Genomic DNA, 20,587 nt, shown 5'->3' with positions numbered 1-20,587 from the left:
GACAGCTACTGGAAGCCCTGCTAATGTATAAACCAAGTATATAGGTTGGATAAGAATGAATTATAAGTCGGGTTGGATGACAGCGCACTTGAGGAATATAGCGGGCAGTAGCCCGAGAAGAGGAGGCGGCTCTATGGCTAAGCCGTTAAAAGTGGATGAGGTATGGATGGATCGAATTGCCGGACAACTGAATGACATGGAGTTTGGCTCATTACACATCGTTGTACACGAAGGCCAGATTGTGCAGATGGAGCGCACCGAACGCAAGCGTTTTGAAAATACGCCCTCCGGCAGCGCCTCCAAATCCGGCAGCACTGCACGAAGCAGCTCACCCCGTTCATTGCGCTCATCGAATGCAAGCGCGAAGGGATAGGCATCATGTAATCCAGGATTGAATTAGGCATAATGCAAAAAATAGTAGAAACCAAAAAGAGAAGCCGCCGATTTTGCGGGCTTCTCTTTTTGGTGTTGAATGAACTGAGTCTGATGATGCAGGCAAACCAAGTTAAAAGAAGGTTTATTTTTCGGAAATGGCTCCGGATGTGCGTGGTTTATAGAGGTTTAGCTCCATATCCAGGTTCTCATCCTCATGTGCTTCTGCACTGCTATTCAATTCCTTATCCGAATCGGTGTGTCCCGCATAGGGGCGATCACTGCGAGAAGGCGTTCCTGTCAGGCTGAAGCCAGAGATGAACAGAATGAGTTGCAATCCCAATGCGTAGGGAGCAGCAGCCAGTCCAATCAGATGAAGTAGGGAGCACATGGCAATTAGCGTAACAAGTGCTCTGGTTACTGTGCCCGATGAACCCTGTCTTGGGCTGGACCAGAGCAAATAACCATAGAACACCGTGATGATCAAAGAAACGAAGCGTATCCATGGCAAAGCATCGAACCAGGAATGCCAGAAAGGATACAACAGACCTTGTTGACGAAACACAAAATCAGCGATCAGGTACAGTACAGCCGCGACAGCGGCAGGTTCAGCAGCTGGACGAATGACATTCCAGATTGATTTTCCCCAATGGTCAGGATGTGCGTATCGATTCAATTCATCAGACAATGCTGCACTCTCTCGTTCCAGAGCCCTGTGCATCAATGCGAGACGAGCGGGATCAACATCGATGATACAGCTGCGGATCTGATCCTGAAGCTGTGGAGACAGATGCACTGCGGCTCTGCAGGATAGCATGGCCGTTAATAATTCATGATGTTCATGTTCCGTAAGGGCAATATTCCGATGTTCTTTGGCTGTGAGTTGTCCCAATAGGGTGGTACTTATGTATAATGTATCTCGTATCGCGTGCATTCGTCTGTCACGGCTTCGTCTGACCTCAGTTGCTGACCATATGTAGAGTCCAAGCAGCACAGCGATCATTCCGAGTAGTACCGCCACGAAGCCCGGATATGAGAATAGAGCAAGCATCCAGCGTTGAAGCACAATGGTTCCTCCTTTGCAAAAACTGTAGTGTAGCATGAAACACGGTTCACATAAGCTTTCTCTCACTATTACACAGGAATTGCGTGAATTCAAGCAGGAACAGTAGGAATTTACTGTTATAAGAAGGACCTGAGCACCCAAGCAAAGAAGATGTAATTTCCATGAATTTTAAATTCTGCACATAATCATTGGTTTAATAGGAAAGGAGCATGATCTATGGACCAGATCCACATTGAACATACACCGCCCTCAGCAGCAGAATACCTAGCGTTACGGAAAAGCGCAGGTCTTAGTGCGATGAGCAAGGAGGGGGCGGAGATTGGGCTGCCCAATAGTCTTTTTGCCGTATGTCTGCGTGAAGAGAATGAAATCGTAGGCATGGGCCGGGTCATCGGGGACGGAGGTTGCTTCTTTCAGGTGGTGGATATCGCCGTGCGCCCGGACCAGCAGGGAAGAGGATATGGCAAATTGATCATGAGCGAGATCATGAATTATTTGCGTGCACATGTGCCTGCTCGTGGCTTGGTAAGCCTGTTGGCTGATGTCCCTGCCGATCGTCTGTACGCTCAATTTGGCTTCACCTACACCAGTCCGAAATCGGAAGGTATGTGGTGGAGGCAAGGGGAATAGGGCAGGAATAAATCGCAGTTCGTTGTAAAGTGAAATGAGGGAAGTATGTATAACCTCAAACTAATATGAAGTAATTGATGCTGAGCCGCATATGCGGCTTTTTTAGTATGGAGTAAGAGCTGGAAGAGATTTTTTCACAATGGTTTACAAGTAGGTGAAGACGGTTTAAGATGGCGTGAGCCGTTTAAGGTATATAACAATGGGATTAAGTATTAAAATAACGGTAAGTTGACAAGATGATATCTACTGAAAAGAGGGATTTGATATGAAAGTTGCCATTTTTGGAGCAACCGGAGCGATTGGAAAGACGATACTATGGGAGTTAATGGACCGTGGACATGAGGTAACGGCGATTGTTCGTGATCCTTCGAAGGTGGAGATGGAGCATGAGCGTTTGCGTGTGGTACAGGGGGATTTGCTTAACCCAGACCAGGTTGCCGATTTTACAGCAGGACAGGAAGCTGTTGTGAGTGCCTATGGACCGAAGTTTGGTGCGGAGGAAGAGATGCTGGAAGTTACACGTTCATTAATTGAGGGTGTTCGCCGTGCAAAAGCAGGACGTTTGGTTGTTGTTGGCGGAGCAGGAAGCTTACTTACGGATTCTGGAGAAATGCTGATGGACACACCAGGATTCCCTGAAGAAGTTAAACCACTAGCGAAGGCTCATGTCGATGCGTATAACCTGATCGAGGCATCGGATATTAACTGGACTTACATGAGTCCTGCGGCTACGATCACAACAGGAAGACGGACAGGCCTATTCCGGGTTGGTATGAATCGTGTGATTACAGATGATCTTGGAGAGAGTTCGATTTCCGTTGGTGATTTTGCAGCGGCATTGGTGGATGAGCTGGACGATCCGCAATTTATTCAATCCCGCTTTACAGTAGGTTATTAAGAGTTGTAGGTAAGCTAGCAATATTTCTGTGAATTTCCGAAGAGACCCCCGGGGAGGGATGCGCGTTGTTTATCGTAACCGCTGAACAGATGAGAGCTGTGGATGAGCATACGATTCACAAGCTTGGCATTCCTGCTGCTAGTTTGATGGAAAATGCAGGAAGATCCATCGCCGAGGAAGTTATCCGGCTGTGCCGGGAAGACGATGCTAACCGCCGTTCGGAGCAGCATGGCTGCTGGAACAAAAACGGAAAGCGGGCGCACACCGGGCCCGGGGATCGGCCTGCTCATGGTGGTGACATCATCGCCGATCCGGCGCTCGTGATGGAGCAGCCCGGCGATCAGCAGTGGTACATGCTGATCGGCAAGGGTAATAATGGCGGCGACGGGCTGGTTGCGGCGCGCCATTTGGTTGAAGCGGGGCTCGGCGTGACTTTGGTTTACGCCGATGCGCCTGATGCGTTGCGGGGCGAAGCCGCAGTGCAGCGGGATGCCGCCGCGCAGCTCGGCATCCCTGCTCTGGTCCATGGGCGCGAAGCCGTGGACTTCAGCCGGTGCACAGGCATCGTAGATGCGCTACTGGGCACCGGCTCGCGTGGGGCGCCGCGTGGATCATACGCGGCGCTGATTGCGGCGGCGAACGACAGCGGCAAGCCGGTCGTGTCCGCCGATGTGCCAAGTGGGCTGAATGCCGACACCGGAGAGGTATATGAGCCCTGTATTCAAGCCCGGGTGACCGTATGTCTCGCGCTGCTTAAGCGCGGGTTGGTGCAGTACCCGGGCGCATCTGCGGCGGGGCGCATCGTGGTGCGCTCCATCGGCATTCCCGCGCGGCTTGCGCCGGAGCATGGCCCCTCGGTCCGTCTGCTGACGGAAGAGGTGCTGCGCAGTGCGCTGCGCGTGGACACGGGCCGTCTCCGGGCACCGGACGGCCACAAGGGCACCTACGGCCACGTGCTGCTGGCCGCAGGCAGTCTGCCGATGAGCGGCGCAGGCTTGCTCTCGGCCAAAGCCGCGCTGCGCGCTGGCTGCGGGCTCGCCACATGGGCGCTGCCCGCGGCACTGCTGCCGCATGTCATCGGCACCGTGCCCGAGCTCATGCTTGCTGCCGCCGCAGATGGCGACAGCGGCGAGTGGAACGCGGCTTCCGCAGACGCTGTGCTGCGTCTCGCGGAAAGCCGCGACGTGCTCGCGACCGGCCCGGGCCTCGGCCGCTTCAAAGGCGACACAGACTGGCTGCGCCGTCTGTGGCAACATTCGGATCGCCCGCTCGTCATCGACGCGGACGCCCTCAACATGCTGGCAGACGCTGGCCCAACAGGGCCTCGCGACTGGGGCAAACGAAGTGCGGCGACTATCCTGACGCCGCACCCCGGGGAGATGGGCCGACTGCTGGGCATGTCGACCCCCGAAGTGCAGCGTGACCGAATCGAACACGCTGCACGGTACGCCCGCGAGCAGGGCGTGACCCTGGTGCTCAAGGGAGCACGAACGGTCATCGCAACGCCATCCGGCGAGGCGTATATCAACACCACGGGGCACGCCGGCATGGCAACCGGCGGTGCAGGAGACGTATTGACCGGCATCATCGCCGGTCTTCTCGCCCAAGGGCTCAGCGCGGAGCAGGCTGCAGCCTTTGGCGTGTTCCTCCACGGCCAGGCAGGGGAGAGAGCCGCGCTGCTGCGCGGTGATCCGGCATCCCTGCTCGCCGGGGATATCGTGGATGCCCTATAAATCTCTGGCATGATTGGTGCAGCACTCTTGGTAAATCGTTACTTCATAAGCTGCATGTACACTGCTTTGAGCTCGTGTGATAGGTGCAGTTAGAGAGTACATATCCTTCATGTGCTGCATGCCTCTGCACACAGCACAAAGATATAAACTACTCATAACATAAAGCAAGGGATGTCCCATAGTCATAAACATGACGAGGACATCCCTTTTAGTGGTATTAACTTTTAACGAATCAAACACAAGCTATGAGCTGCATTTTCCATTAATCTGCGCTTTAACGAATCCCAGCGACGTGATTTCACTGATCGGCAGGTTCTGGCCTAAGTTTGTACCATTATAACGAGAATAACGTGACTGAAGTTTGTTAATCTGTACATTCAACCCAAATCCTCCAATTCAGGTGTGGTCGATTCGTTAGAATGGATTAGCGCTTCGACCCGAGAAAGGAAGTCCCTTCCAACCTCCGGTACAGCCGCTTCCCTTCATTCTTTTATCATGGTTCAACTACAACCGGAACCGTAAAAGTTCCTGATGCATCTCTGCACTGATATCCCGCAGGGTTTTCACCTTAGTGCTTGCTTCGGCGAACGAACGTTGCTGTTCGGCCGTTGAAGCTGTAATTTCCTCACTGCTTGCGGCAGATTGTTCCGTAATGGCACTTATACTTTCAATCGCCTGCTGAACCTGTGCGCTAAGTTCACTGGACTGCTGCATGTCTTCCGTAAGTTGGTTAATGCTTGTGCTAATTCGCTCTACACTGTGACGAATGCCGGAGAAGGATTCGCCGGTTTTTCCGGTGGCCTGCTCCTGTTCTGCAAAGAGCTGAATGCTCTGGGTCACAGAGTTTTTCACTTTGCCCATAGCTGCTGTGATTTCGCCGACAGCCCCAAAGATATGCTGTACCGATTGCTCTGATTGCTCGGCCAGTTTCTTCACTTCCCCTGCGACGACAGCAAAGCCGCGTCCGGCTTCACCCGCACGTGCCGCTTCGATGGAGGCGTTCAGAGACAGAAGGGTTGTCTGTGTAGCGATGCTTGATACATAAGCAGTCATCGTTGCGATCCGGGAGGCACTCTCCTCCAATTCCTGGACAGTCTTTTCTACCTCAGACATGGCAATCCGGTTTACTTCAGCCAGTCGAAGCTGTTCCTGTACGGCAATGTGTCCCTCCTGCACGGAAGTCAAAACTTCGTTACCATAGATAGCCGATTGTGAAGTTGCCTGAAGGTTACTTTCAAACATATGCTGCATCTTGTCCACGACCATTACCGTGTCACTTAGATCCTCAGCAATTTTCTGACTGCCGATCGATAGCTCTTCGGTTGTTCTGGATACTTGCTGCACAATGGCCTGCACGGTATCATTACCGCGGTCAATGTCCTGCGCCATCCCATCAACACGGTTTCCTGCGGCACCAATGGATTGAATGATACTGCGTATGTTCCCAGTCATAAGACGGAAGGAGCGGTTTAAGTCATCCAGTTCATCCTTGCCTCGTGTCTCCGGAAGCTGCTGCGTAAGATCGCCGTTCGCAATTTGTCCTGCGGCTTCCTTTAAGGTGCGGATGCGTCTCGCCAATTTGCGTGAAGTGTACATATTGAACAGCAGAACAGCGACAAGCAGGATGATGGCTCCGGCGAGAGCAATCTGCCAGGTCCCCTGAATATCTTGTTCAAGATCTACTGTATATTGGTCATATCTATCCCGGGTCACCTCATCCAGCATATAAATATCATTTTGTATGCCTTTGACCCGTGAGCTGAAACGTTTGGCGTCCGAACTGTTCATGGCTGTGATGGCTTCGGTGGCGCCCGTGTCCAGAGCCGTTAATTTGGTTTGGATCGATTGAATCAGGCGAAGCTGTTCATCCGTTTCCAGCAAGCCTTCTGTGAGCTGCTTTACCATGGTTTTACCTTCATTCAGCAAGCGTGCTACATTATCCTGATTGCCAGCTGTCATGGAGAACGAGTACACATCGAGCGCCTGCTCGGTCTGTATCTGGTTAGCGTTCAGCTCCGTGACCTTCAGCATGGCAGGCACCAGATTTTGATTTTTGGCATTCATGTTTAGCAATTGAATAATGATATAGGCTACAAGCAAAAGGCATAACAGCAACGATACTATAGCATTCAATATCAGCTTTCCCTGCAATTTCATAAGCGTGCCTCCATATTAGCAATTGGTTTATTGATCTAGGGTAATTTTGGTTTTGCCGGAAGCGATCTGTGCTTTCAAATCTTCGAATGTTTGCTCTTGTTCGTCCGTGAGTGTGATGTTATGTAGGGCGGTTAAACCTACGCCGTTTTCTGCCAGACCATAGAACATTTCTTTTTCGGGAAATGAATGTTGGTTCTGAATGAACGTATTAATGGCGTTATGAAGAGAGACATCTACATTTTTGAGCATGGAAGTGAGTATTGCTTTTTCTGCTAAAAAGAACTGATCCTGGTCCACGCCAATAGCGTATTTACCCAATCGCTGAATCTCCGAAATTGAGCCTATGCCTGTCAGTCCAGCAGCAACGTAAATGACATCAACACGCTGTTCCTGAATCATCTGCGCCGCGAGCTTTCCTCCAAGATCAGGATTGCCGAAATCCCCGGCGTATACGACATGGACTGTGGCATCCGGATTGGCTGCCTTTACACCTTGCTCAAAACCTTGCTGGAAATCGTGAAGCACCGGAATATCCATTCCACCCAAGAAGCCTACATGGTCATCGTTTGTTGCAAAGCCAGCAATGATACCTGCAAGATAGCTGCCTTCTTCTGCTTTGAAGGACATGGAGGTCACATTGGGGAGATCGGAATGCCCGTCAATGATGAGAAAGTGCTGATCGGGATACTTCTGAGCAACCTTCTCCAGATCGGTTTTTATCGTGTCGCTTAGACCAATAATCAGATCAACCTTATCCTTCGCAAATTGCTCAAAAGCTGCCTCGGATGTCAAATTCTTTCCCGGTTCCTTGTAATCAAAAACAATACTGTTCTCGTTTCTTGCCTGTACCAATCCCTCAAAAGATGCGTCACTGAAAGAATGATCACCTAGCCCGACATCCGTAAGAACGATTCCGACTTTGGTTCGCTGATCTGCGGGGGACACCTTATCGGTTGCCGAACATGCTCCCAGCATCAGAACAACCAGAACCATCATCATGGTGAACCCGAATTTGATTTTCCATTGTGTTTTCATGTGCGTATGCCCTCTTTTCTATAAGATGGAGATGACGTGTGAGGTGAGCAATTCCTCTATATGTATATCGGATGAGAGCAGAGTCTCCATAATGGGTAAGGATGAAAATTTACGAAAACTCAATGAAATTCCAATGAAACCCATAAATTATACATAGAATTTACATCTGAAGAGGCATGAATTCTATACAGAACCTGTACTACGTCTTGCTGGTCAACGGAAAAAAGAAAGACAAAAAAAGGGTAAAGAAGAGACCGATTAGATCTCTTCGTTACCCTTTCCTTGAAACCAAACGAATGATGAATGACTACATATCATGAATCAATACATTCATATATATGAACAGTTTTCCCGATTCCCGCAGCATATGCAATACTCCTGAGCGTTGGGTTCCCGCTCTCATTTAGCTGCACTTGCAGCGCGTATTACCACGCTGCTACTGAGCCATCTGCCCGGCTTTCCGTGCCGCCGCACAATACGCCGTTGTCCGGGTTGCGCCAGATGATCTGGCCTCGTCCAAACATCGATGGATCGAGGGCGTTCTGTATATCATGCCCTTTGCGGGCAAGTGCTTGTGCAATATGCTGAGGGAATCCGGGCTCAACCAGAATCGTTTTGCCTTTGGTCCACTGCCAGCGCGGAGAATCGAGCGCAGCCTGTGGATTGAGGTGGAAGTCCACCGTATTCATGACGACCTGCACATGACCCTGGGGCTGCATGAAACCGCCCATGACCCCGAATGGTCCGACCGCTTCATCACCGCGAGTGAGGAAACCCGGAATGATTGTATGAAATGTCCGTTTGCCCGGCTCCAGTGCGTTGGCGTGATTGGGATCAAGCGAGAAATTATGTCCCCGGTTTTGCAGGGCAATGCCTGTGCCTGGCACAACCAGCCCTGAGCCGAAGCCCATATAGTTGCTCTGAATGAAGGAAACCATGTTGCCCTCACCATCTGCCGTTGCAAGATACACCGTTCCGCTTGCCCTTGGGTCGCCTGCTTCAGGCGGAAGTGCCATATCACCAATGAGCTTGCGCCGTTCGTCTGCATACGCTTCGGATAATAATTCTTGCACCGTTACGCCCATCTTGCGTTCCTCGGTAATGTATTTCTCCCCATCGGCAAACGCAAGCTTCATGGCTTCCAGCTGCCTGTGGTATGCCAGGACGGATTCCTTTTCTTCAAAATCAAAGCCCTTCAGCAGATTGAGCGCAGCCAGAGCAATCAGCCCCTGACCGTTCGGTGGGATCTCCCACACGTCATATCCGCGATAGGAGACCGAGATCGGATCAACCCATTCAGGCTGGAATGCAGCCAGATCTTCTTTGGTCAGGTAACCTCCGTGTTCTGCCATAAAAGAGTGAATACGCTCCGCGAGTTCGCCTTCATAGAAGTCTCGCGCGTCGCTCTCGCCAATCAGGCGCAGTGTAGACGCATGATCCGGCGAACGCCACATCTCGCCCACGGCCGGAACACGCCCGCCTGGGGCAAACGTCTCAAACCACGCACGCCCTGCTTCCGCATCGCCCTGGCGTGCATAGATATCGGCTGCCCGTGCCCAATGGCGGGCCAGCCCCGGCGCAAGCGGGTAACCTTCTTCCGCGTAGCGGACAGCCGGTTCCAGCGCTTCCGCCAGCGTGAGCCGTCCGAATCGGCGGCTCAGCTCAGCCCAACCCGCCGGTGCGCCAGGCACCGTCACCGGGATGACCCCCAGCTTCGGCATCTCCGAATGGCCTGCCGCTTTGATCGCCTCAATCGATATACCTTGAGGCGCAGGCCCACTGGCATTCAGGCCATGCAGCTTGCCCTCGGTCCAGACGAGGGCAAAGGCATCGCCCCCAATGCCATTAGACGTTGGCTCCAGCACGGTGAGCGCAGCAGCGGTGGCGATAGCGGCATCAATGGCGTTGCCGCCCTTTTTTAACACGTCCAGACCCGCTTGTGCAGCCAAAGGCTGTGAAGTGGCGACCATGCCTTGTTTGGCATAAACGGGCACGCGATAAGACGGATACGGTTGGTAGAGTGGATCGTAGTTCATCAGGTTGTTCAGCTCCTTGTCGCAAGATGTCAGGTTCCGGCTCGCCGGATCAATTACTCCTAACCCTCTTCGGAACAGGTAACGTGATCTCCTGCTGCCAACGCGAAATCAAACCTAACATAGCCCGTGAACGGGGATGATACAGTTGCATTCATTTCAGTGCCATTATATCTTTCTCAAAGATTTAAGGTGTTCTCCAGATGACTAGGTCGTTACCATGTCGCCGCCATTGACATGAATGCACTCACCAGTGACATAGGAGGAGTCGCGGGAAGCGAGATAGACGTAGGCAGCCGCAAGTTCATAAGGTTGGCCTGCCCGGCCCATCGGCGTCTCGGTTCCGAATACCTGCACGTCTTCAGCGGAGAAGCTGGATGGAATGAGTGGTGTCCATATGGGTCCCGGAGCCACGCAATTCACCCGGATTCCTTCGGATGCGAGCGATTTGGCGAGTACCCGTGTCAGAGAAACCACAGCCCCTTTGGTGGAGGAGTAATCAATCAGCTGCACGTTACCTTTATAGGCCGTAATGGAAGCTGTATTAATAATGGAAGCACCCTTACACAGATGTGGGAGAGCCGCCTGAATAAGAAAGAAATAGGCAAACACATTTGTCTGGAATGTATGGTACAACTGTTCTTCCGTAATATCGATAATGCTTGGCTGTACATACTGCACGCCATGATTGTTAACAAGGACATCGATCTTTCCAAAGGTTTCCATTGTCGTACGGATGACAGCCTCGCAGTTTTTCTTCAACCGCAGATCAATCTCGATTAACAGACACCGTTGTCCCAGCTCTTCAATGCGTTCACGTGTCCTTTCGGCGTCGGTCCGTTCATATAGATAAGCGATGGTGATATCTGCACCTTCCTTGGCAAAAGCAATAGCTGCCGCTCTGCCGATTCCACTGTCACCACCGGTAATAATCGCAACCTTGCCTTTCAGCTTGCAGCTGCCAATATAAGCAGGATCTTCGCTGATCGGTTCAGGCACCATCAGGGTTTCCAGACCAGGCTGCTGGTCCTGATGCTGGGGTGGGAAAGCCAGCTTTTGTGGCTTGCACACCGTTTTCTCACCGTAAAAAGGATAGACAGGATTCATTCGATTTACATCCTCCTCGCACATTCATTCATACGCCTAAACTATGCATTCGCCCAGAAGAAGGTGCGCAAGGAGGAAGAAGGGCATTTGTTTTTGGTGCAAAATATACCATAATAAGGATGTAGCTATTACAACAGTTCATTAAAATGTGGAGGTGTCAGGAGCCCAATGAATATTCAGGGGATTAATCATCTGTGCTTTTCCGTATCCAATCTGGAACGGTCCATTACCTTTTATGAGCAGGCTCTCGGTGCCCGTATTCAGGTGAAAGGCCGGAAGCTGGCATATTTCGAACTTGCCGGACTATGGATCGCTTTGAATCAGGAAGATGTCATTCGCAACTATACGGAACGAACGTATACACATATTGCATTTACCGTAAAAGAAGATGAATTCGACGAGTCTGTACAGCAGCTGCGAGCAGCCGGGGCTCACATTCTTCCCGGAAGACCACGCGATCCGAAGGATGCATTATCCATTTATTTTACCGATCCCGATGGTCATCTGTTCGAGCTACATACCGGAAATATGAAGCAGAGACTTGACTATTACCGTGAGGATAAACCCCATATGACCTTTTATACGTAATCGAATGAGCTGAAATGGAAAAAATATGACATATCTATTGTGCAAACAATGGATGTACATATAATATGGACAAATACACCCTTAATTTACCACTGTTTGATACTTCGTTCATACTCAAGGAGGTTTGTCATGATTCAGTTTCCCAAACCGGATGTGGAACAATATTTCCAGACGTATCGGATTTCCCATTTTGCCGTATCAGCCGACGAGAAACGTTTGTTTTTTGACAGCAATCTGAATGGACAGCCCAATATCTGGGCGATGGATCTGCCGGGTGGCTACCCGTATCCTTTGACGTATTTGAATCAGAGCAGCCAGTTTATCAAACCAGACCCGGAAGGACGTCATATTCTCACGGCGTTTGATCGGGATGGCGATGAGAATTATCATCTGTATGCCCTTCAACCGGAAGGTGGGGTCCCATTTCCTGTTGTGCCGGCAGAGCCCGATGATCGTTGTTATTTCTCCTATCTGTCCGAGGATGGACAGCGTCTTTATTATATGACAAGCAGGGATAACCCGAGCTATCTCAATTCACGCCGAATTAACCTTGAAACGGGAGAGGATGAGCTTCTGCATCAGGGGGAAGAGGTGACAAGCAATCTGGCTGCTGTGAGCCCGGATGAACAAGCCTACGTAATCCTGAATGTATATTCCAATACCTACCAGACAGCATACGTGTACCGGAACGGTGAGTCAGAATCCATTATTCCGGTCTCTGAGCGGCAGACTCAGGTCTCATATGTTCTGTTTGCAGACCATAATCGGCTGCTGATGATCACCAATGATAACGAGCCGTACACCTATGTGGCTGAATATCGGTTGGATACTCATGAATTTCGTCCGCTGTGCAAAGTGGAGGGAGAAGACGTGGATATCATCCGCTGGCACAAGGATTCCGAGACGTTATACTTCTGGACGTTTACAGGTCCCGAGAATCGGATGTACGCGCTGGACAAAGGCTCCGAGCAGCCTCGACGTGTAGACATGCCGCTCGATACGGTGGAGGATGTGACAGTCACCAAAGCTGGAAATGTGTATATCTTGGGGCGTGGAGCTATCCAGCCGCATAATATCTATCGGTTGATGGCAGGTAATGAGTCCTGGGAACCACTGACTGCGAATCGGGTAACAGGGCTTGATCAGAGCGATCTTGTCTACCCGGATGTCATTCGATATAACTCCTACGATGGACTGGAGATCGAGGCGCTTTTTTTCAAAGCAAAACCGGAACAGGCTAATGGTTACACGGTATTTTGGCCGCATGGCGGGCCACAGGCATCGGAAGCAAAATTCTTTCGTCCGATGTTCCAAATGATGCTGGCTCAGGGCTATCATATTTTTGCTCCGAACTTCCGGGGAAGCACTGGATATGGCGCCGAGTTTGGCAAAATGGTTGAGAGGGATTGGGGTGAGGGCCCAAGGCTAGATTGTGTTGCCGGTATAAACTGGCTGTTTGACGAGGGCATCTCATCACCGGATCGGCTGTTCGTGGTGGGGGGCAGTTACGGCGGGTATATGACCTTGCTGCTGGCAGGACGTCATCCGGAATTATTCCGCGCTGCGGTTGATATTTTTGGACCAAGCAACCTGTTTACCTTCCTAGAATCCGTACCGGAAGACTGGAAACCGATGATGGACAACTGGCTGGGTGATCCTGTCCGTGACCGCGAACGCTTAACGAAGGATTCTCCGATTACGTATCTTGACCAGATGGTGAACCCGATGCTGGTCATTCAAGGTGCCAATGATCCAAGGGTCGTGAAGGCGGAATCCGATCAGATCGTGGCCGCGTTGCAGGGGAAAGGGGTAGACGTGGAATACATCGTTCTGGATGATGAGGGTCATGGCTTCTCCAGAAAAACGAATGAGATTCTCGTTTATCGGCGGATGCTGGAGTTTTTGCAGAAACATCAAGAAGTGCCGATTGCACAACCTTAATTCATAGGATCGTATCCGATTTAAATATATGATAGTTTGAGAAAACCGCCAGGAGTGAGTACATCTCATCCTTCTGGCGGTTTTTTGTTGTGCTAATCCAGCAAAGCAATTACCGAATCCATGTACTGCTCCGCCCAATCTGCAAAAGGCATATCCGCTGCCCAGGTCACTCGGCCTGTTGCTTTGCATTCACCCCATAACAAAATACGCTGATAGAGCAGATGCACCCTAAGACGTGTGGCAAAGTGCTGGTATCGCTCCGTATCCGCTGCGCATACAACCTCCCGGTAACCGTGAAGGAATCGTTTGGCAAGTTCGGGTTGACCTTCGCGTACATACATGGCTGTCATTTTGGTTAGGTCAGCTGTGCCATCTCCAAAATAGGCCGTTGTAAAATCAAACAGACCACTAATCTCCCAGTCCGAAGTAAGGCTATCATCATTCCTCTGAATCACAAAGTTCTCGACCTTAAAATCACCCATCACAAATCCAGGAACAGGCATGGATTGAAATGCAGATTCAGCGTTTTTTAATTGCTCGTCCACCCACTGTGTATCCTCGTCTGTTATCATGGAGTACTTTGCAGCATCTTGCAGCCAGTGATGGATTGTCCCATAGAGCCAGTCCAGATATTTGCCTGCAAAGGGAACGATCTGCTTTGCTACAGGATCATACTCTCCCGCATCAGGGACCTTCCAGCGGTGAAGTTCTGCTAACGACTGGGCAAGCATCGTAGCGATCTTTTCCTGATCCTCCTGTGAAAGTGAAGCCTGTAATGACGGATCATGCAGGTGCATTCCAGGTAATCGGGGCATGATGGCATAGCTCCAGCCCAATATATCGGTATCTTCATGTAATAAATATGGATCAGGTACAGGAATGTTGGTGTGAGTTCTCAGCTGTTCTACAAAGAATTGCTCTTCCTGAAGTTGTCCCGCATATAATGGGTTGCCTTTCAGAATATATTCTCCCTCTGAAGAGCGAATAAGAAGTGTCTGACCCATCACACCCTCATTGGTTCGCTTATAATCCATAAGCGTTCCCAAATTAAAGTCATGAAGCGCCTTTTGCAAGGATACTCGCTCAATCTCACCAAGTTTATTGGAGCCAAAATAAATACGGGTTGTCATAAGCCCCTCCTGCGCTCTCAGTCTTCATCCTCTTCGTCAGATAGATCAAACGTATCAGCATCAACCAATCCGCGAATAAAAGCTTCAAAATTAGGCGCCAGATATGTAATCTCATAATCGTCTTCCTGATCCACATGTACCACAGCAGGTTCGCCTTCAGGGCCACAGAATCGATAATCCAGCATCACCACATCATGTCCGGCAGATGGACAATCACAGATCACAATACCGAGCTCAGGATATCCCCAATCTTCAATCATGAAACGACTTCCAAATTCTCCGCCCAGTGTATTGGACTTGTCCCGTGCAATGCCCATAATCCCCGTAATGGCGATATGGTCTTCGGCCCATGAAGTGGCTTCTTTGGTTGGGAAAACGGTGTGTGCGGGGATTCCGCCGTTCTGTGTGTTCATTAACTGGATATAGGAGGCAGGTAATTTGTAGCCTAGCTCCTGTTCCATGGTTTGGATCATCTCCTCGTCAAACGGTGGAGATACATAACTTTCCAACGCATATTCACTCTGTTCCCAGAATGAAACTGGATCGTAGGACCCGGAAGCGGCTCTAAGGTTGTTCAGCCTGCCACTGTGCTCTAACTCCAACAATATCTCTTGATGGCGCTGTCGATCCTGTTGCATTTTTTCTGCTTTGGGCCGTGTCCATTCGAGAAATTCGATAGTCGATTCGTCATGGGGCAAGAGCTCGTTTGCCATCTCAAAAGCTTTGAGTGCTTGCTCATACATTGCCATATGATAATAAGCGTAACCCAACCGGTACTGCCAGAGAGGGTCTCTTGCCCCCTGTTCATGGACGGATAGTAACTGTTGGACAGCCTCACGGTAACGTCCTTCATTGTTATACGCTCTGGAAAGTTGTCCAATTAACTCATAATCCCGCTCGGATTCGGGGATTTGTTGAATACGTTCAATAATGAGACGGAACTGGTCCTGTTCATGCCATTTGTTTAGTTGCTCCAGCAGTTCTCTTTCCATCACTATGCCTCATTTCAATAGGGGAATGTGAACCTTTTTCCATTATATCTTACAAACTTGCAGGATGGATGGGTACAGTATCCTATCCAGTCGTATAGAAAAAACACTCCCACAAGCAGAAAGCCATCAAGACATTTCAATAAGGGGAGTGTTGTGCATTTTTTATTAGATTGCGTTCATTAAATTAAGCTTACTGTATCAATCAACTTACAGATCGTCAAATCCGTTATCGTCGCCGACTTTGCCGTAGTTACGGGATTTGGCTTCGAAGAAGTCTGTTTTCGTAGCATTCAGTGCTTCGTCGGAGAAAGGTTTGATCCAAGGCATGCAGTTTACATCCACGCCTTCGTATGCTTTTTCCATTCCCATCAGACGCAAGCGTTTGTTAGCAATGTACTTGATGTAGTCTTCCAACTCGTTCAGGTCAATCCCGCGTACGTTGCTGAGAGTGTAGTGCGCCCAGTTGGTTTCGAGTTCAACGGCACGGTTGATTGTTTTGTACACATAGTCCATGTTCTCTGGTGTGTTCAGTTCAGGGAAGTCTACCAGCAGCTGTTTGTACACTTCAGCGAAGAAGTAGCAGTGTTGGTTCTCGTCGCGCTGAATATAAGAGATCATTTGGCTGGTTGCCATCATCTTCTGGTCACGGGCCAGGTTGTAGAAGAAGGCAAATGTACTATAGAAGAAGATACCTTCAAGTACCAGATCGGCTACCATGGCCTGGAAGAACGTCTGTGGAGACGGGTTATCCCGGAAAGTTTGGTAGATGTCGGCGATGAACCGGTTACGGTCAAGCAACACCGGATCATGTTTCCAGTATTCAAAGATTTCCTTTTGCTCCCGATCGGATACGATGGAGGACAGGACGTAAGAGTACGATTGGTTGTGTACAACTTCCTGTTGTCCGATGATTGCCGAGATCGCTTCCAGTGAAGAATCCGTGAAATAACGTTTCACGTCACCTACAAACATCGTTTGCATGGAGTCTAACACAGCGAGCAGGGAGATGTTGACTTTGAATGTACGCTGTTCTTCCGGGTCCAATTGGGCAAATTGGGAAGCATCCTTGGACATAGGAATTTCATCCGCGATCCAGTGGTTGAGCAGCAGTACTTTGTACAGTTTGTACATATGAGGCATACGAATATCGTTCCAGTTCAGAATGCCTGAGCATTCCCCTTCAATGATACGGGTAGACTGGTTAGGCGCTTCGGTATTAAAAATTTTCTGCAATTGCATAATCCGTTCACTCCTTGAATGAATTTACACTGTATAACTACGATGACAGAACAACCTTCCGATCGCTGTTATCCCCTGATTTTTTTGATTCCCTCTTTTATAAGGGAAAATCCGGTGATAAAGGCGAAGTGTATGCTTCCGAAGTAGCTTTCTTACAGAAAGCTTTTAGCTCCGCTTCTTCAGCTTTGTTCTGTCCTCTTCTATCGTGTAATCATTAATTCTTTTATATATTAGGGTTGTTTGTATAATGTGGCATCTATATCAACATCTCATGATGTTGTGATCGTGTTTTGGGCAAAAAAGTACCAGGGCAACGCCATTTTGCATTCAAAACAGGATGCCCTGGTAGTCATCGTAGATCTAGTGAGCTTTCAGCATCACGATAAAACTTAGCTTGCGCAAGAATCGCATTCTTCAATAGTCAATGCCCGACTGCGGACATAATAAGTTGATTTAATGCCGGCTCTCCAGGCGTGCAGATGCAGTTTCAGGAACTCCGTTGCTTTGATATCTGGACGAACATACAAGTTGAAGCTTTGTCCCTGATCGACGTGGCGTTGACGGGCAGCGGCCATATTGATGGAAGCATGTTGGTCCACCATGAACGCTGTTTTGTAATACCAGATCGTTTTTTCGGACAGGTCAGGTGCCGGGTTGGCAATCTTGTATGTCGTTTTCTCTTCATAGGACAACAGTTCATAAAGCGGATCAATGCTGGCTGTTGAACCTGCAATGATGGACGTTGAACCATTTGGTGCAATAGCGAACAACCAAGCGTTACGTACACCGTTTTGCTGTACTTGGGCTTGCAGTTCTTTCCATTGTTCAGTTGTAACGAATTCGCCTACGCGCTCACCTGTAGTGTAATCCCGTTGGTCGAAGTATTTGCCTGTTTGCCAATCGGAGCCTTGGAATTTCGGATAATGTCCTTTTTCCTTGGACAGTTCCATGCTGGCTTTCACGAGCAGATAGTTAATTTTTTCATACAGATTATCGTTATATGTGACTGCTTCTTCCGATTCCCAACGAATGCCTTCGAGGGCAAGCAGGTGATGAAGTCCGAATGTTCCCAGACCAACCGCACGGTATTGACTGTTGGTGTATTGGGCTTGCAGCACTTCAATGTTGTTGATATCGATAACGTTGTCCAGCATACGAACCTGAATCGGTACCAGACGCTCCAATACATCATGAGGCACAGCACGTGCCAAGTGAATGGAGTTCAGGTTGCAGACTACGAAATCGCCCGGCACTTTGGAAATCACGATGCGGGTTTGTCCATCTTTGGTTACGAGCTCTTCCTTTTCAACTACAGTTGCAGATTGGTTCTGCATGATTTCGGTACAAAGGTTGGAAGAGTATACCATGCCGTGTGCACTGTTCGGGTTCGAACGGTTAACCGTATCCCGGTAGAACATGTAAGGCGTACCGGTTTCCAGTTGGGATTTCATAACACGTTTCATGATGTCAATCGCCTGAACCGTGATACGGGACAACAGCGGGTGGTTGACCGCTTCTTCATATTTCTCACGGAACGCGCCTTCGCCTACGGACTCATCATAGAAATCTTCCAGTCCGAGTGGACGACCGTTCTCATCTTTCCAGCCCATCACTTTTTTCGTTTCATGCGGGCAGAACAGGCTCCATTCGCCGCGGCTCGCTACTCGCTCCATGAACAGGTCAGGCAGGCAGATGCCGTGGAATACGTCATGCGCACGCATCCGCTCGTCACCATTGTTCAGCTTCAGGTCGAGGAATGCCAGAATGTCTTTGTGGAAAACGTCCAGATAAACAGCGATCGCACCTTTACGTGTTCCGAGTTGGTCTACGCTGACCGCAGTGTTATTTAGTTGGCGAATCCAAGGGATTACACCAGAACTTGTATTTTTGTGACCCCGGATGTCCGAACCACGAGCTCTGACTTTACCGAGATAAACGCCGATGCCGCCACCCATTTTGCTGAGACGTGCTACATCTGTGTTGGAGTCAAAGATGCCCTCAAGGGAATCATCCACGGTATCGATGAAGCAGCTGGAGAGTTGTCCAGCCACTTTTTTACCCGCATTGGACATTGTAGGTGTAGCTGCTGTCATGTACATGTTGCTCATTGCCCAGTAAGCTTCCTTAACGAGATCCATACGTCTCTCAGCAGGCTCCTGATGCATCAGGTACATCGCGATAACCATGTAACGCTCTTGAGGCAATTCCATGACTTTTCCGTCAAAGTCGTGAGCGAGGTAACGTTCTGCCAGTGTGAGCAAACCGATGTAGTCGAACAACAGATCGTTTCGGTAATCGATGCATTCAGCAAGTTCGTCGATCTGCTCTTTGGTGTAACATTCCAGCAGTTCTTCGCGGTAGATACCTTTCTTCACAAGATCCACTAGAAGGGGGTGGAAAGCACCGTAAGGCTCTTCCGGGTATGATTTGTATCTGCGGTTGGTTGCCGCTTTCTTGTAAAGGGAAGTAAGCAGGGAGCGTGCCGCTGCGAATTTCCAGTTAGGCTCTTCCTTCGTTACCAGTTCCAGAGCGCTCATCATAAAAGCGTTGCTGATCTCGTCTCCGGTAACTTCGTCACGACGGAGCTTGCTGTTTACCCCGCGTACCAGACGTTCCTTGTCGAGCATGTCCAGTCCTTCCAGAATACGATCTGCATATACCGAGATGCGCATATCATCAAAGGCAAGCTGGCGGTTGTTCGGCTTGGTCACAACTTGTGGCATGAATATTCCTCGCTTTCGCATGTTTAAGAGATAAATTGGAGAAATTCTTTATATAAAGAATTGAGTGTCTTCTTACGGTGAGATAAAGATATAAGCTGCATATTATGGACTGAACGGCGGTAGTAGCGAGTCTTGCATCATATTGCACATAGGAGCAGCACTCAGAACATGGTCACATAAAAAGCATTCCCCTTGCCTCGCGGCTGAAAATGCCCATGGATGCCCTGAGTTCCTTGCTGTCTATAATGATTCAAAAAAAGACAGAAAAGGGTGCTTATGTAATCTTTTGTCTATAGCAGACACGCCTGTAATTAGAGGATACCGGTGCAGTCCAAATAGCCCCGTTAACCTCCGAGTCAAGTCTGTTTCGAGAAAGCGATTTACACCTACAGGGACGTGCCTTTGGAGGTGATTTCATCCTGTTTTTCGCGAGATTTCAGAAGATGACTAATAGAAGTGGGGTGATTTAATTTTACTACATTTTGTTGCTGTTCTCTTACTGTAACCCAACATATAGTGTTTGTAAACAGGGTCAACACAGTAAAACGTAATTCCGAGTATACCATTTAAGCCAGGATTCCGCAAAGGAAAAGGACTGGAAGATTTGAAGATTTATCAAAAAAAATTTTTGTTCAAATCAGATGACGTTATCACGTCAGTTTGAATTGTGGCTCCTTCAACTGGTAGAATAAAAGCAGGCAAAAATCGACTAAAAATGAGCGGCACCGGTATCTTGCGGGGCCCAAGGGAGGCCGAGCGAAATGGCAATAGCAGAAGTGACCGTAATTCCAATTGGCACTGGGACGACCAGCTTGAGCAGTTATGTGGCAGACATGCAGAAAGTATTGGAAAAACAGCGGGGCATTACATATCAGTTGACCTCCATGAGTACCATTATCGAAGGCCCGCTCAATGAAGTATTTACAGCAATTGCGGCCTTGCA

At 49.4% G+C, this 20,587-nt stretch carries 17 protein-coding genes; 7 read left to right on the top strand and 10 right to left on the bottom strand.

Annotated elements, in window-relative coordinates; genetic code table 11:
• Nucleotides 1–133 precede the first annotated feature (133 nt).
• Nucleotides 134–373, top strand: coding sequence for a YezD family protein (locus CS562_RS26020; protein ID WP_062322628.1), 240 nt, complete (start codon nucleotides 134–136; stop codon nucleotides 371–373).
• Nucleotides 374–517: 144 nt separating this feature from the next.
• Here the strand turns inward: CS562_RS26020 and CS562_RS26015 are convergent, their stop codons facing one another.
• Nucleotides 518–1,438 carry a hypothetical protein gene (locus CS562_RS26015; protein WP_099858613.1) on the bottom strand — a complete coding sequence of 307 codons (921 nt, stop codon included), beginning with the start codon at nucleotides 1,436–1,438 and terminating at the stop codon, nucleotides 518–520.
• Between the two features lie 216 nt (nucleotides 1,439–1,654).
• Here CS562_RS26015 and CS562_RS26010 point away from each other — a divergent pair, with 216 nt between their 5' ends.
• The 3 genes from CS562_RS26010 to CS562_RS26000 all read left to right on the top strand — a co-directional run bounded on the left by CS562_RS26010 (nucleotide 1,655) and on the right by CS562_RS26000 (nucleotide 4,699).
• Entirely contained in the window at nucleotides 1,655–2,068 is a 414-nt protein-coding gene (locus CS562_RS26010) for a GNAT family N-acetyltransferase (RefSeq protein WP_099858612.1), read from the top strand.
• A 265-nt stretch (nucleotides 2,069–2,333) separates the two neighbouring features.
• On the top strand, nucleotides 2,334–2,966 hold the full coding sequence (locus CS562_RS26005; RefSeq protein ID WP_076290604.1) for an NAD(P)-dependent oxidoreductase: 633 nt from the start codon (nucleotides 2,334–2,336) through the stop codon (nucleotides 2,964–2,966).
• Nucleotides 2,967–3,031: 65 nt separating this feature from the next.
• The gene (locus CS562_RS26000) at nucleotides 3,032–4,699 is read left to right on the top strand and encodes an NAD(P)H-hydrate dehydratase (protein WP_099858611.1); all 1,668 of its coding nucleotides are present in this window, start codon (nucleotides 3,032–3,034) and stop codon (nucleotides 4,697–4,699) included.
• A 243-nt stretch (nucleotides 4,700–4,942) separates the two neighbouring features.
• Here the strand turns inward: CS562_RS26000 and CS562_RS33105 are convergent, their stop codons facing one another.
• From CS562_RS33105 to CS562_RS25980, 5 genes are all read right to left on the bottom strand, one after another.
• Nucleotides 4,943–5,080 (bottom strand): hypothetical protein, encoded by a 138-nt coding sequence (locus CS562_RS33105; RefSeq protein ID WP_180287222.1) that lies wholly within the window; start codon nucleotides 5,078–5,080, stop codon nucleotides 4,943–4,945.
• A gap of 123 nt (nucleotides 5,081–5,203) precedes the next feature.
• Nucleotides 5,204–6,856: a methyl-accepting chemotaxis protein gene (locus CS562_RS25995; protein WP_099858610.1), complete on the bottom strand. Its 1,653-nt coding sequence runs from the start codon at nucleotides 6,854–6,856 to the stop codon at nucleotides 5,204–5,206.
• 27 nt (nucleotides 6,857–6,883) lie between these two features.
• Entirely contained in the window at nucleotides 6,884–7,891 is a 1,008-nt protein-coding gene (locus CS562_RS25990) for a BMP family lipoprotein (RefSeq protein ID WP_257219609.1), read from the bottom strand.
• A 425-nt stretch (nucleotides 7,892–8,316) separates the two neighbouring features.
• Nucleotides 8,317–9,927 carry a gamma-glutamyltransferase family protein gene (locus CS562_RS25985; protein ID WP_099858609.1) on the bottom strand — a complete coding sequence of 537 codons (1,611 nt, stop codon included), beginning with the start codon at nucleotides 9,925–9,927 and terminating at the stop codon, nucleotides 8,317–8,319.
• A gap of 204 nt (nucleotides 9,928–10,131) precedes the next feature.
• A complete protein-coding gene (locus tag CS562_RS25980) occupies nucleotides 10,132–11,031 on the bottom strand; it encodes a glucose 1-dehydrogenase (protein WP_099858608.1) in 900 nt (299 codons plus the stop codon).
• A 168-nt stretch (nucleotides 11,032–11,199) separates the two neighbouring features.
• Between CS562_RS25980 and fosB the strand changes: the two genes are divergently transcribed.
• Together fosB and CS562_RS25970 are read left to right on the top strand one after the other, a co-directional pair.
• Nucleotides 11,200–11,619 carry a metallothiol transferase FosB gene (fosB, locus tag CS562_RS25975; protein ID WP_099858607.1) on the top strand — a complete coding sequence of 140 codons (420 nt, stop codon included), beginning with the start codon at nucleotides 11,200–11,202 and terminating at the stop codon, nucleotides 11,617–11,619.
• Nucleotides 11,620–11,748: 129 nt separating this feature from the next.
• Complete coding sequence (locus CS562_RS25970) at nucleotides 11,749–13,560, top strand: S9 family peptidase (RefSeq protein WP_099858606.1); 1,812 nt, start codon at nucleotides 11,749–11,751, stop codon at nucleotides 13,558–13,560.
• Between the two features lie 92 nt (nucleotides 13,561–13,652).
• Here the strand turns inward: CS562_RS25970 and CS562_RS25965 are convergent, their stop codons facing one another.
• The 4 genes from CS562_RS25965 to CS562_RS25950 all read right to left on the bottom strand — a co-directional run bounded on the left by CS562_RS25965 (nucleotide 13,653) and on the right by CS562_RS25950 (nucleotide 19,644).
• Nucleotides 13,653–14,690, bottom strand: coding sequence for a phosphotransferase family protein (locus CS562_RS25965; protein ID WP_099858605.1), 1,038 nt, complete (start codon nucleotides 14,688–14,690; stop codon nucleotides 13,653–13,655).
• 17 nt (nucleotides 14,691–14,707) lie between these two features.
• Nucleotides 14,708–15,682: an SMI1/KNR4 family protein gene (locus CS562_RS25960; protein WP_099858604.1), complete on the bottom strand. Its 975-nt coding sequence runs from the start codon at nucleotides 15,680–15,682 to the stop codon at nucleotides 14,708–14,710.
• Between the two features lie 207 nt (nucleotides 15,683–15,889).
• Nucleotides 15,890–16,921: a ribonucleotide-diphosphate reductase subunit beta gene (locus CS562_RS25955; protein ID WP_024632189.1), complete on the bottom strand. Its 1,032-nt coding sequence runs from the start codon at nucleotides 16,919–16,921 to the stop codon at nucleotides 15,890–15,892.
• A gap of 389 nt (nucleotides 16,922–17,310) precedes the next feature.
• The gene (locus CS562_RS25950) at nucleotides 17,311–19,644 is read right to left on the bottom strand and encodes a ribonucleoside-diphosphate reductase subunit alpha (RefSeq protein ID WP_099858603.1); all 2,334 of its coding nucleotides are present in this window, start codon (nucleotides 19,642–19,644) and stop codon (nucleotides 17,311–17,313) included.
• 761 nt (nucleotides 19,645–20,405) lie between these two features.
• On the opposite strand from CS562_RS25950, the gene CS562_RS25945 reads away from it, so the two are divergent.
• Nucleotides 20,406–20,587: MTH1187 family thiamine-binding protein (locus tag CS562_RS25945; RefSeq protein ID WP_125477331.1), on the top strand; the 182-nt coding region annotated here is incomplete at its 3' end.

Source organism: Paenibacillus sp. LK1, from assembly GCF_002750415.1.
In the GTDB taxonomy this organism is placed as follows: Bacteria; Bacillota; Bacilli; order Paenibacillales; family Paenibacillaceae; genus Paenibacillus; species Paenibacillus taichungensis.
Note: the sequence above shows the minus strand (reverse complement) of the source record. Positions and strands in the feature narration are given on the sequence as shown.

What these genes read in the sequence shown, in the direction of transcription:
- CS562_RS25995 (WP_099858610.1), bottom strand. Translation starts at nt 6,856, where the DNA reads ATGAAATTGCAGGGAAAGCTGATATTGAATGCTATAGTATCGTTGCTG.
- CS562_RS26005 (WP_076290604.1), top strand. Translation starts at nt 2,334, where the DNA reads ATGAAAGTTGCCATTTTTGGAGCAACCGGAGCGATTGGAAAGACGATA.
- CS562_RS25950 (WP_099858603.1), bottom strand. Translation starts at nt 19,644, where the DNA reads ATGCCACAAGTTGTGACCAAGCCGAACAACCGCCAGCTTGCCTTTGAT.
- fosB (WP_099858607.1), top strand. Translation starts at nt 11,200, where the DNA reads ATGAATATTCAGGGGATTAATCATCTGTGCTTTTCCGTATCCAATCTG.
- CS562_RS25955 (WP_024632189.1), bottom strand. Translation starts at nt 16,921, where the DNA reads ATGCAATTGCAGAAAATTTTTAATACCGAAGCGCCTAACCAGTCTACC.
- CS562_RS26010 (WP_099858612.1), top strand. Translation starts at nt 1,655, where the DNA reads ATGGACCAGATCCACATTGAACATACACCGCCCTCAGCAGCAGAATAC.
- CS562_RS26020 (WP_062322628.1), top strand. Translation starts at nt 134, where the DNA reads ATGGCTAAGCCGTTAAAAGTGGATGAGGTATGGATGGATCGAATTGCC.
- CS562_RS25970 (WP_099858606.1), top strand. Translation starts at nt 11,749, where the DNA reads ATGATTCAGTTTCCCAAACCGGATGTGGAACAATATTTCCAGACGTAT.
- CS562_RS25990 (WP_257219609.1), bottom strand. Translation starts at nt 7,891, where the DNA reads ATGAAAACACAATGGAAAATCAAATTCGGGTTCACCATGATGATGGTT.
- CS562_RS25965 (WP_099858605.1), bottom strand. Translation starts at nt 14,690, where the DNA reads ATGACAACCCGTATTTATTTTGGCTCCAATAAACTTGGTGAGATTGAG.
- CS562_RS25985 (WP_099858609.1), bottom strand. Translation starts at nt 9,927, where the DNA reads ATGAACTACGATCCACTCTACCAACCGTATCCGTCTTATCGCGTGCCC.
- CS562_RS25960 (WP_099858604.1), bottom strand. Translation starts at nt 15,682, where the DNA reads ATGGAAAGAGAACTGCTGGAGCAACTAAACAAATGGCATGAACAGGAC.
- CS562_RS25980 (WP_099858608.1), bottom strand. Translation starts at nt 11,031, where the DNA reads ATGAATCCTGTCTATCCTTTTTACGGTGAGAAAACGGTGTGCAAGCCA.